Here is an 11,316-nt window from a genome sequence, read left to right as displayed (position 1 = left end):
TGATCTCGAACCAGATCCCCAGCGAGGCGAGCGAGGCGGCCTCGTGCCGGGACAGCTCCATGCGCTGCTCCTCGACCCCGCGCGGGGTGCCGCCCTTCGGCGTGTGCGGATACTGTCCGGCGAACCGCGGCGCCGGTCAGTACGCGCTGTTGACGTTGTCGATCGAGCCGTACCTGTCGGCCGCGTAGTTGGCCGCGGCCGTGATGTTCGCGACCGGGTCGTAGATGTCCGACGAGGTGCCGGGGACGTGGTACGCGTCGAACGTCGGCGGGATGACCTGCAGCAGACCCTTGGACGGAATGCCGTTCTGGGCGTTGATGTCCCAGCCGTTGATCGCGTTCGGGTTGCCGCTGGACTCCCGCATGATGTTGCGGTGCAGACCGTCGTAGGAGCCGGGGATGCCGTGGGCCCGCATGATGTCCAGGGCCTCCTTGATCCAGCCGTCCAGGTTGTCGGCGTAGACCGGGGTACGGGCCTCGGAGCGGCTGGCGGCCTGCGTCTCGGCGCGCTTCGCGGCGGCGGCCTCGGCCTTCGCCCGGGCGGCGGCCTCGGCCTTCGCCTCGGCTTTTGCCTCGGCCTCGGCCTTGACCCGGGCTGCCTCGTCGGCCTTGGCCTTCGCGGCGGCGGCCTTCTTGGCCTTGGCGAGGTCTGCGGCCTTCACCAGCTGCTCGGCGGTGGAGCTCTGCTCGATGATGCTGGCCTGCACGGTCTCGGCCTGCGGAGCCTTGGCGACCGACGCGAAGGCCGCGGGTGCGGCGGAGACGGGGGCCTCGGCCTCGGGCTTGGGGTCGGCGTTGGCGGGGACGAGCGAGAACGAGAGCGCGGCGACGGCCATGGCGGAGACACCCGCGACGGAGAGCTTCTGGGTCTTGCTCAGGCGACGGCGACGGCCGGGGATGCTGGACATGGACATGCGGGCATACCTCTTCGAATCGCGGGAGTCCTCACGGAGGACGAAGACGGGAAGCGGCGTATTCGCATCTCCGTCGGGGACGAGTGCAATTCTTAGCGCCAGCAAAATTAGGTGGCAAAGGTGTGACGTACGAACTCCGGTAGTGGATCAGGACCCGACTCGAAGGGGTCGGACCGTGCTCGTAACTGCTGATGTGGCGCTTAAGAATCCACTAGCAGGCTTCGTAAGTGATGTGGGTCCTATGTGCGGCCTCACATTGGGTCGGTAACAACCTGACCAACCGTTGCTCAAGCAATTCGGAGTGTTAGATTCTGGCCAGATGTGATTCCGGGAAGCGGTCTTTGCCCCTGCTGCGCAGGGCGGCCGGTCCTAGTCCCTGCGCCGTAATCCGCGGCCGTCCACAGGCCGATACGGCGTTCGAACCCCCGCCGGTACGGTGAGGCCATGAGCCATCGCCCACCGTCGGGTCTCGCCGCCGTGAGTGCCGCGCTGCTCGCCATGAGCCGGCATCTCGAAGTACGCGACGTCCTGAAGACGATCGTCGCCTCGGCCCGCGAACTGCTGGACGCCGAGTACGCGGCCCTGGGCGTCCCCGACGACCACGGAGGCTTCGCCCAGTTCGTCGTCGACGGAGTCAGCGACGAGCAGTGGAAGGCCATCGGCCCGCTGCCCAGACAGCACGGCATCCTCGCCGCGATGCTCCACGGGGCCGAGGTCGAGCGGCTCGCCGATGTCCGCAAGGACCCCCGCTTCGAGGGCTGGCCCGCCGCCCACCCCGACATGTCCGACTTCCTCGGCCTGCCCGTCAGGGACGGCGAGGAGATCATCGGCGCGCTCTTCCTCGCCAACAAGCGCTGCCCCAAACCCGTGGGCAGCTGCGGCTTCACCGCCGACGACGAGGAACTGCTGGCCATCCTCGCCCAGCACGCGGCGATCGCCCTCACCAACGCCCGCCTCTACGAACGCAGCCGGGAGCTCACCATCGCCGAGGAGCGCTCCCGGCTCGCCCACGAGCTGCACGACGCGGTCAGCCAGAAGCTCTTCTCGCTGCGGCTGACGGCCCAGGCCGCCACCGCCCTGGTGGACCGCGACCCGGCCCGCGCCAAGGGCGAGCTCCAGCAGGTCGCCGCGCTCGCCGCGGAAGCCGTGGACGAACTGCGCGCCGCCGTCGTCGAGCTGCGCCCCGCGGCGCTCGACGAGGACGGCCTCGTCGCCACCCTCCGCACCCAGATCCAGGTCCTGGACCGGGCCCACACGGCCCGGGTCACCTTCGAGAGCCTCGGCATCCGGGCCCTGCCCGCAGCCCAGGAGGAAGCACTGCTCCGGGTCTCCCAGGAAGCCCTGCACAACGCGCTGCGCCACTCCGGGGCGGAGCACGTCGGCGTCACGCTGGCCCGGCACGGCAGCGGCACACTGCTGCGGATCACCGACGACGGCAGCGGCTTCGAACCCGCGGCGACCCGGCAGGCGGGCCGGCATCTGGGCCTGGTCTCGATGCGGGACCGCGCGAACGGCGTCGGCGGAAGGCTCGCCGTTGAATCGGCGCCCGGCAAGGGCACCACGATCGAGATGGAGGTCCCCGGTGGCTGACAGGATCATCAGGGTGCTGCTGGTCGACGACCACCAGGTGGTCCGCCGCGGTCTGCGAACGTTCCTGGAGATCCAGGACGACATAGAGGTGGTCGGCGAGGCGGCCGACGGAGCCGAAGGGGTGGCCAGGACCGAGGAGCTCCGCCCCGACGTCGTCCTGATGGACATCAAGATGCCCGGCACCGACGGCATCGAGGCGCTGCGCAGGCTCCGCGAGCTGGAGAACCCCGCCAAGGTCCTCATCGTCACCAGCTTCACCGAGCAGCGCACCGTGGTCCCCGCCCTGCGCGCCGGAGCCTCCGGTTACGTGTACAAGGACGTCGACCCGGACGCCCTGGCCGGTGCCATCCGCTCGGTGCACGCGGGCCACGTCCTGCTCCAGCCGGAGGTAGCGGGGGCCCTGCTGGCTCAGGAGGACCAGGGCGGCGGTACGGGCCGGGGGAGCACGCTCACCGAACGGGAGCGGGAGGTGCTGGGCCTGATCGCCGACGGCCGTTCCAACCGCGAGATCGCGCGGGCGCTGGTTCTCTCCGAGAAGACGGTCAAGACACACGTCTCGAACATCCTGATGAAGCTGGATCTCTCGGACCGGACCCAAGCGGCCCTCTGGGCCGTCCGGCACGGGGCGGCGAGCTGACCGGCAAGGAAGCGGACCGTCTTACTCAGGGCTGAGATCCATGCTGGTCGGGAGTGTGCCACCCGGACGGCGCAACCCGTTCGACGCCGGGTGTTCTCCAGGGTGCTGAGGCGGACGGCCGCAGTCACGCCAGGAGGATCCTGAAGCGAAGCACCTGAAACAGGCCGCTGCCGTCACCACGCCCGCACCGGCGGGATCGTCGCCGCCGGTGCGGGCGCTGCCTCCGCCACCGGACACGGCGCGGGCGCCCAGGGTGCCGCGGCCCACTCCCCGGGCGTGACCGGCGGCAACGTCGTCCAGGTCGGTGGACGTCCCGGTGAACGCGGTCGGCACCACGGTCGACGTGATCGCCCTGCTCGACCCGCCCTTCGGCGACGTCGGCCTGAACGGCTGACCGGTCCCGCAGCTGCCGGCCGGTCCTGAGGTCACCCGTTGCCTGACGAGGCGCACCCCGCCCGTCCGGCGACCCCGGGCCCGCCGGGCCACGGCCTACCGCCCCCGCTCGCGCTCCTCCACATACGCGTTGTACGCGGCGACCTGCGCCCGCCGGGCCACCCGCTCCACCGGCCGCAGCGCCTCGCCCCGGGCCGCGATCTCCGAAGCGCTCACCGCGCCGCCGTGCCCGTTCTCGTACGCCACCGAGATCAGCAGCCCCACCCGCTGTGCCAGCTCCAGCACCCGCACCGCCCTCGGCGGATACCCCGGAGCCAGCACCTCGCGCCCCCGCTCCGCCCGTGCCCGGTACGCGTCCACCGCCGCCTCGGCCACCGGCCCCGAACCGGCCACGTCCAACCGCGACAGCACCGCCGTCGCCTCCCGCAAGCCTTCGGCGAGCTCCCGCTCCGCCTCGCTCAGCGACGGCACATCGGCCGGCGGCGCCTCCCGTACCGGCAGACAACGCCACACCACCTCGACGTGCAGATCCCCCTCCGGCCCCGCCGCACGCACCTCGGGAACCAGCCCGTACGGTGCGCCGAAGGCCACCACGGCCTCCTCGGCCTCCAGCGCCCGCGCGTTGAACTCCGGCGGACCGCTCAGCCCCAGCGGATGCCCGGGAGCCGGCAGCGCCACCCGGAAACCCGTCACCCCCAGACTCCGCAACCGCCCGAGCGCCAGCGTGAGCCCGACCGGCCCCGCCTCGCCCGGCACTCCCTCGACGCGGTGCACCGCGTCCTCCCCGACAATGGCGAGCGCCGCCTGGTCCGGCGACACCAGTCCCGCCAGAAGCGCGTTTCCCCAAGCGGCCAACAGCCCTGAGCGTGGTTCCGAAAGCATGGGAACAGCCTAGGGAACGGGCCCGGGGCCTGTCGTCGCACAGGCCCAGCGCCGGGAGCACTCGTATGGTGGCGTAGATTTCCCTGGGAGCTGTGCCCACAGGCACCGACGATCTCGACACTGCATGGGGAGACAACGCGCCATGAGCGATGTACTGGAGCTGGTGGACGTATCCGTGGTCCGCGACGGACGCGCTCTGGTGGACGACGTCTCCTGGTCGGTCAAGGAAGGGGAGCGCTGGGTCATCCTCGGACCGAACGGCGCCGGCAAGACCACTCTCCTCAACATCGCGTCCAGCTATCTCTTCCCGAGCACCGGCACCGTCAAGGTCCTCGGCGAGCAGCTCGGCGGCGTCGGGACCGACGTCTTCGAGCTCCGCCCCCGCATCGGCATCGCGGGCATCGCCATGGCCGAGAAGCTGCCCAGGCGCCAGACCGTGCTGCAGACGGTGCTCACCGCCGCGTACGGCATGACCGCCACCTGGCACGAGAACTACGAGGCCGTCGACGAGGAGCGCGCCCGCGCCTTCCTCGACCGGCTCGGCATGACCGAGTACCTCGACCGCAAGTTCGGCACCCTGTCCGAGGGCGAGCGCAAGCGCACCCTGATCGCCCGCGCCATGATGACCGACCCCGAACTGCTGCTCCTCGACGAGCCGGCGGCGGGACTCGACCTCGGCGGCCGCGAGGACCTGGTCCGCCGCCTCGGCCGGCTGGCCCGCGACCCGTACGCCCCCTCCATGATCATGGTCACCCACCATGTCGAGGAGATCGCCCCCGGGTTCACCCACGTCCTGATGATCCGCCAGGGCAAGGTGCTCGCCGCGGGCCCCATGGAGACCGAACTGACCTCCCGCAACCTCTCCCACTGCTTCGGACTGCCGCTCGTCGTCGAGCACACCGGCGACCGCTACACGGCCCACGGACTGCCGCTCTCGTAGGCACGGCCGGCGACAGGCCCGGGGGCCGGAGGGCCCGACGGGCGCAGTGGCCCGCTTGCGCCCTGTCCGCGAGGGCGTTCACGGTTCTACCATGACCACGTGGACATCGACGCGTGGGTGTGGTGGCTGATCGGCGCGGTGGGACTGGGCATCCCCCTCGTCATGACTGCGATGCCCGAGTTCGGCATGTTCGCCGTCGGAGCGGTCGTCGCGGCAGTGGTCGCGGCACTCGGCGGCGGCATCGTGGCCCAGGTGCTGGTATTCGTCGTGGTCTCCGTGGCGCTCATCGCCGTGGTCCGCCCGATCGCGGCCAGACACCGCGCCGACCGTCCCCAACTCGCCACCGGCATCGATGCGCTGAAAGGCCGTCAGGCCGTCGTCCTGGAACGGGTGGACGGCAGCGGCGGCCGGATCAAACTGGCCGGGGAGATCTGGTCAGCCCGAGCACTCGACGAGGGACAGAGCTTCGACCCGGGCCAACAGGTCGATGTCGTCGACATCGACGGAGCTACGGCAGTCGTCATGTGACCGAACCACCCACAAGGCAGAGCGTGTTCTGTCAGACTCGATGTCGATCATCATGAGATCGGAGCCGGTGCAGCATCCGGCTCCTTCCGCGAAATCGACCTCGATCATCGCGATCTGTCGGCAACCGAAGGGCAACGAGGAACACGATGCAACCGATCATCATCGTCCTGATCATTCTGGTGGTGCTCGTCTTCATCGCCCTGATCAAGACGATCCAGGTCATCCCGCAGGCCAGCGCCGCCATCGTGGAGCGCTTCGGCCGCTACACCCGCACGCTCAACGCAGGCCTGAACATCGTCGTTCCATTCATCGACTCCATCCGTAACCGCATCGACCTCCGTGAACAGGTCGTGCCGTTCCCGCCCCAGCCGGTGATCACCCAGGACAACCTGGTCGTCAACATCGACACCGTCATCTACTACCAGGTGACCGACGCCAGGGCCGCGACCTACGAAGTCGCCAGCTACATCCAGGCGATCGAGCAGCTCACCGTCACCACCCTCCGCAACATCATCGGTGGCATGGACCTGGAGCGGACCCTGACCTCCCGCGAGGAGATCAACGCGGCCCTGCGCGGAGTCCTCGACGAAGCCACCGGCAAGTGGGGCATCCGCGTCAACCGCGTCGAACTCAAGGCGATCGAGCCGCCCACCTCCATCCAGGATTCGATGGAGAAGCAGATGCGCGCCGACCGTGACAAGCGCGCCGCGATCCTCCAGGCCGAGGGAACGCGCCAGTCCGCGATCCTCACCGCGGAGGGCGAGAAGCAGTCCGCGATCCTGCGCGCCGAAGGTGAGGCCAAGGCATCGGCCCTGCGCGCCGAGGGCGAGGCCCAGGCGATCCGTACGGTCTTCGAGTCCATCCACGCCGGAGACCCGGACCAGAAGCTCCTCTCGTACCAGTACCTCCAGATGCTCCCGAAGATCGCCGAGGGCGACGCCAACAAGCTCTGGATCGTGCCCAGCGAGATCGGCGACGCCCTCAAGGGCCTCAGCGGCGCCTTCGGCAACCTCGGCAACGGCGCCCCGGGCTTCGATACGGGCAAGGAACGCCGGGAGCAACCCCCGGTCGACTGACGCGTACACGCCCCGTGCATGATCGGTGCACCAAGCACCGATCACGCACGGGGGATTCGCCATGAACATCTGGGAGATGCTCGCCGTCTTCGTTGCGGGCATCAGCGCTGGCACGATCAACACGATCGTCGGCTCGGGAACGCTGATCACCTTCCCCGTGCTCCTCGCCACCGGTCTGCCCCCGGTCACGGCCACTGTCTCCAACGGCCTCGGCCTGATCCCCGGCTCGGTCAGCGGCGCCATCGGCTACCGCAAGGAACTCGAAGGACAGGGCCGCCGCGTACTCAAGCTCTCCGTCGGCGCTCTCATCGGCGGCCTCACCGGCGCCACCCTCCTGCTGGCTCTGCCCTCCACGGCTTTCGAGACCATCGTGCCGGTCCTGGTGGCCCTGGCCCTCGTCCTGGTCATCCTGCAACCACGCATCAGCAAAGCGGTCCAGCGCCGACGCGAGCACAGCGGCACTCCCACCCGCTCCGACGGCGGACCGCTCCTGTTCGTCGGACTGATGCTGGCGAGCGTCTACGGCGGCTACTTCACCGCCGCCCAGGGGATCATCTATCTCTCCCTGATGGGCATGCTGCTCGACGACACCATGCAGCGCCTCAACGCCGTCAAGAACGTGCTGGCCGCCGTCGTCAACAGCATCGCCGCGCTCTTCTTCCTCTTCGTCGCGGACTTCGACTGGACGGCCGTCGTGCTCATCGCGGTCGGCTCCGCGCTGGGCGGTCAGATAGGTGCCAAGATCGGCCGCCGCCTCAGCCCCGTGGTCCTGCGCGTCCTCATCGTCGCGGTCGGCACGGCCGCCATCGTCCAACTGGTGCTCCGCTGACACATGGAAGCCCGTCTCCCCCGGAGACGGGCTTCCATCACGACGAAATGCGCAGGCCGACTACGCCGCGGCGCTCTCCAGCCACTCCGGCAGCTCCGTACGCTCATCGGCCCCCAGCGCCAGCAGCATCGCCTGCGCGGGAGACGGCACGAACGGCTGACGCAGCAGCGGCATCCCCGCCTGCTCCGGTGTCCGGGCCGCCTTGCGGTGATTGTCCTCGGCACAGGACGCCACCGTGTTGAGCCAGGTGTCCTGACCCCCCTGGGCGCGCGGTACGACATGGTCTACGGTGCTCGCCCGCCGCCCGCAGTACGCGCACCGGTGCTGGTCCCGTATCAGCACACCCCTGCGGGACCAGGGGGCATGTCTTCGGAACGGCACTCGTACGTACCGGCAGAGCCTGATCACCCGGGGCACCGGGATGTCCACGGCGGCGCCACGCATACGGAGATCGGGGTGCGACTGCTCGACGACGGCCTTGTCCTGCAGAATCAGCACCACCGCACGGTTCAGCGTCACCGTCGACAGCGGCTCGAAGCTCGCGTTCAGTACCAGCGTGTCCCGCATCTCGCCCACCTCCCGTGTGCCGCCCGCCCCCTGGCAGGCCCGGATCAACTCTGGCCGGGCAGGCCGTGATGGACAACGCATTAAAAAATGCCCTGCCCTGGTCTCTCCAGGACCAGGGCAGGGCAAACAGCGGGGGAACTCTCGGCTCGGCGGGATCCCGGGACAGGCCTAGGCGGGCCCCGTGTACTCACCGATCAGCTGAGCCCGGCCCAGCGTGTGGAACCGCAGATTGAACCCCACGACCGCGGGCGACGCATTGCTGTCGACCCCCAGCTTCTCGGTGTCCACCGCGTACACGGTGAACACATAGCGGTGGTTCTCCCCGGCCGGCGGCGCGGCACCGCCGAACTCCTTCGACCCGTAGTCGTTACGGACCTGTACGGCACCGGCGGGCAGCCCCTCGAACTTCCCGCTGCCCGCCCCGGCCGGCAGCTCCGTGACCGACGCCGGGATGTCGAAGAGCACCCAGTGCCAGAATCCGCTGCCGGTGGGGGCATCGGGGTCGAAGCAGGTCACTGCGAAACTCTTGGTCTGCGCCGGAAAACCTTCCCACCGCAGCTGCGGCGACGTGTTCCCGGCCGCGAACACCTGAGCGTCCGCCAGTACGGCGCCGGGAGCGAGATCCTCACTCACCACCGTGAACGAAGGCACCTCCGGATGGAAGTCGTGCGGCAGCGGCGCCCTCTTCGGCTCGGTCACGTCAGCACCTCTCCTGATCGCTGTACTGCAGTCGGCAGGTCTCCTGCCGACCCTAAGGGCTGTCGCGTGATCCCCGGTGGATCAGCGCGCGGCGTCGGATGCGGTGCATCGCAAGGCGGAGGGACGTCCGCATACTGGGTGTATGCGGACGTCCCGACAACGCCGCGAGGAGTGGGGTCTCCCCTGCTCGAGCGCAGCCGAGAGCTTGGGGAAGCAACTGGCGTCGCGCGCCCGCCGGGGATCACGCGACAGCCCTTAGGGCCTTCTCCGCCTTGCGGCGCACCGCACCGCCCCTGCTCCCTCATCCGGTCCGATCCAGACGAAAACCTAGAGCCAGTTGCGCTGACCGCCGACCTGGGCCAGCCACTGATTGAGGTACGCCGCCCAGTCGGTCCCCTGGAAGTCGTTCAGCCCGACCTTGAAGGCCCGGTACGAGTCGCTGCCCTCGCTGAAGAGACCCGGCTTCTTGTCCATCTCCAGGACGACATCCATCTCACGGTCGTCCGCGACGAACGTCAGTTCCACCTGGTTGAGACCGCGGTACTGCTGCGGCGGGAAGAACTCGATCTCCTGGTAGAACGGCAGCCGCTGACGCGTACCACGGATGTGACCGCGCTCCATGTCCGCGCTGCGGAAGCCGAAGCCGAGCTGCCCGAAGGCATCCAGGATGGCCTGCTGCGCCGGCAGCGGGTGCACATTGATCGGGTCCAGGTCGCCCGAGTCCAGCGCCCGCGCGATTTCCAGCTCGGTGGTCACACCGATGTTCATGCCGCGCAGGTGCTGACCGGCGAACATCGTTATCGGCGTCTCCCACGGGATCTCAAGCCCGAAGGGAACGACGTGCACGGCACCGGCCCGCACCTCGAACGCGCCACCGAGCCGCAGCTTGGTGAACTCGATGTCCTGCTTGGACTCCGTGTCCTGGCCCTCGACCTCGACCCGGGCCTGCAGCCCCACGGAGAGTCCCTCGATCTGCTGATCCACGGATCCGCCCTGGATCCGCACCTCACCCTGGACGACCCCGCCCGGTACGACGTTGAGCTCGGAGAGCTCGGTCTCCACCGAGGCGCCTCCGGCACCCAGGCTCGCGAGCAGCCGCTTGAAGCCCATGTTCACTCCTCCTTGGTCCTGACCCTTACATACGTGCCACGACCGTAGTCGGTTCCCGGTAGCCTCGACCGCCATGATCGAGGGCTTGGACCGTACGCCGCTCACACGCGACTTCTTCGACCGCCCCGTACTGGACGTGGCACCCGACCTCCTGGGCCGGACCCTGGTACGCGCCACACCGGACGGGCCCATCGAGCTGCGTCTCACCGAGGTGGAGGCGTACGCCGGCGAGATCGATCCCGGATCGCACGCGTTCAGAGGCCGCACCGCGCGCAACAGCGTCATGTTCGGACCGCCCGGCCACGCGTACGTCTACTTCACCTACGGGATGTGGCACTGCCTCAACCTGGTGTGCGGCCCCGAGGGCAGGGCCAGCGGGGTCCTGCTCCGCGCCGGAGACATCCAGGTCGGCGCCGAACTCACGCGCAAACGGCGAAACTCGGCTCGCAATGACAAGGAACTGGCCAAAGGCCCGGCCCGCCTGGCCACCGCCCTCGATATCGACCGAACACTGAACGGCACCGACGCCATCGCCCACCCCGGCGCCCCGCTGTCCGTGCTGCACGGCACCCCGCCACCACGTGACCAGGTACGCAACGGCCCACGCACCGGAGTGGGCGGCGACGGAGCCACGCACCCCTGGCGCTTCTGGATCGAAGGCGACCCCACGGTGAGTCCCTACAGGGCCCATGTGCCACGCCGCCGCGCAACTTGACTCGCCGTTGAGGGACACCTAATGTAGTCCGAGCCGCTTGAGACGGGCACTGCTGTCGGTACGGTCCATCGGACCGCATCCGAGCATCCTGGAGCGGCCAACCACTATCTACGAATCACCCTGGCGGGTGCGAATTCGGCATGCCGTAATTCAATCCCCTTGGCTCGATTATGAGTCGCTGAGGAAATCAGTTAACGTAGTGGACACGCCGAAAGGCAAAGGCCAATCCAACGGTCACTGGAATTCAAATTCGAACCGGAAACGGAACGAAAAAGAGTCTGGTAAGGTTGGAGCCGCTGAAAAGGGAAACGCGAAAGCGATGAACTGGAAAGCGAAGCAGGGCCCGCTTCGACCGGGAATCGGACACGAAAGAGTCTGATAGAGTCGGAAACGCAAGACCGAAGGGAAAAGCCCGGAGGAAAGCCCGAGAGGGTGAG

At 68.8% G+C, this 11,316-nt stretch carries 12 protein-coding genes and 1 pseudogene; 8 read left to right on the top strand and 5 right to left on the bottom strand.

Going from position 1 to position 11,316, the window contains the following annotated elements:
• Positions 1-136: 136 nt before the first annotated feature.
• The gene (locus tag ACWCQ6_RS33610; protein WP_451095749.1) at positions 137-913 is read right to left on the bottom strand and encodes a transglycosylase SLT domain-containing protein; all 777 of its coding nucleotides are present in this window, start codon (positions 911-913) and stop codon (positions 137-139) included.
• A 444-nt stretch (positions 914-1,357) separates the two neighbouring features.
• Here ACWCQ6_RS33610 and ACWCQ6_RS33605 point away from each other — a divergent pair, with 444 nt between their 5' ends.
• The 3 genes and pseudogenes from ACWCQ6_RS33605 to ACWCQ6_RS33595 all read left to right on the top strand — a co-directional run bounded on the left by ACWCQ6_RS33605 (position 1,358) and on the right by ACWCQ6_RS33595 (position 3,534).
• Positions 1,358-2,503 (top strand): GAF domain-containing sensor histidine kinase, encoded by a 1,146-nt coding sequence (locus ACWCQ6_RS33605; RefSeq protein WP_451095747.1) that lies wholly within the window; start codon positions 1,358-1,360, stop codon positions 2,501-2,503.
• Positions 2,496-3,140, top strand: coding sequence for a response regulator (locus tag ACWCQ6_RS33600; RefSeq protein WP_451095745.1), 645 nt, complete (start codon positions 2,496-2,498; stop codon positions 3,138-3,140). Before ACWCQ6_RS33605 ends, ACWCQ6_RS33600 begins: the two co-directional genes overlap by 8 nt.
• 154 nt (positions 3,141-3,294) lie before the next feature.
• A pseudogene (locus ACWCQ6_RS33595) lies at positions 3,295-3,534 on the top strand (chaplin family protein).
• Between the two features lie 95 nt (positions 3,535-3,629).
• Here ACWCQ6_RS33595 and ACWCQ6_RS33590 read toward each other — a convergent pair.
• Positions 3,630-4,415 (bottom strand): hypothetical protein, encoded by a 786-nt coding sequence (locus tag ACWCQ6_RS33590; protein WP_451095743.1) that lies wholly within the window; start codon positions 4,413-4,415, stop codon positions 3,630-3,632.
• Between the two features lie 142 nt (positions 4,416-4,557).
• Here ACWCQ6_RS33590 and ACWCQ6_RS33585 point away from each other — a divergent pair, with 142 nt between their 5' ends.
• The 4 genes from ACWCQ6_RS33585 to ACWCQ6_RS33570 all read left to right on the top strand — a co-directional run bounded on the left by ACWCQ6_RS33585 (position 4,558) and on the right by ACWCQ6_RS33570 (position 7,788).
• Positions 4,558-5,355, top strand: a complete 798-nt coding sequence (locus ACWCQ6_RS33585) for an ABC transporter ATP-binding protein (protein WP_451095741.1) — start codon at positions 4,558-4,560, stop codon at positions 5,353-5,355.
• Between the two features lie 99 nt (positions 5,356-5,454).
• A complete protein-coding gene (locus tag ACWCQ6_RS33580) occupies positions 5,455-5,883 on the top strand; it encodes an NfeD family protein (protein ID WP_451095739.1) in 429 nt (142 codons plus the stop codon).
• 146 nt (positions 5,884-6,029) lie between these two features.
• Positions 6,030-6,959: an SPFH domain-containing protein gene (locus ACWCQ6_RS33575; RefSeq protein WP_093895790.1), complete on the top strand. Its 930-nt coding sequence runs from the start codon at positions 6,030-6,032 to the stop codon at positions 6,957-6,959.
• A 61-nt stretch (positions 6,960-7,020) separates the two neighbouring features.
• Positions 7,021-7,788, top strand: coding sequence for a sulfite exporter TauE/SafE family protein (locus ACWCQ6_RS33570; RefSeq protein ID WP_451095737.1), 768 nt, complete (start codon positions 7,021-7,023; stop codon positions 7,786-7,788).
• 60 nt (positions 7,789-7,848) lie between these two features.
• On the opposite strand, the gene ACWCQ6_RS33565 is transcribed toward ACWCQ6_RS33570, so the two are convergent.
• The 3 genes from ACWCQ6_RS33565 to ACWCQ6_RS33555 all read right to left on the bottom strand — a co-directional run bounded on the left by ACWCQ6_RS33565 (position 7,849) and on the right by ACWCQ6_RS33555 (position 10,164).
• Positions 7,849-8,355: an HNH endonuclease gene (locus ACWCQ6_RS33565; RefSeq protein ID WP_451095735.1), complete on the bottom strand. Its 507-nt coding sequence runs from the start codon at positions 8,353-8,355 to the stop codon at positions 7,849-7,851.
• A gap of 168 nt (positions 8,356-8,523) precedes the next feature.
• The gene (locus ACWCQ6_RS33560) at positions 8,524-9,054 is read right to left on the bottom strand and encodes a YbhB/YbcL family Raf kinase inhibitor-like protein (protein WP_451095733.1); all 531 of its coding nucleotides are present in this window, start codon (positions 9,052-9,054) and stop codon (positions 8,524-8,526) included.
• Positions 9,055-9,381: 327 nt separating this feature from the next.
• A complete protein-coding gene (locus ACWCQ6_RS33555) occupies positions 9,382-10,164 on the bottom strand; it encodes a sporulation protein (RefSeq protein WP_451095731.1) in 783 nt (260 codons plus the stop codon).
• A gap of 73 nt (positions 10,165-10,237) precedes the next feature.
• Here ACWCQ6_RS33555 and ACWCQ6_RS33550 point away from each other — a divergent pair, with 73 nt between their 5' ends.
• Entirely contained in the window at positions 10,238-10,879 is a 642-nt protein-coding gene (locus tag ACWCQ6_RS33550; protein WP_451095729.1) for a DNA-3-methyladenine glycosylase, read from the top strand.
• Positions 10,880-11,316: the final 437 nt, after the last annotated feature.

This window comes from Streptomyces sp. NPDC001880 (genome assembly GCF_053594575.1).
This window is presented reverse-complemented; position numbering and strand designations above follow the sequence as displayed.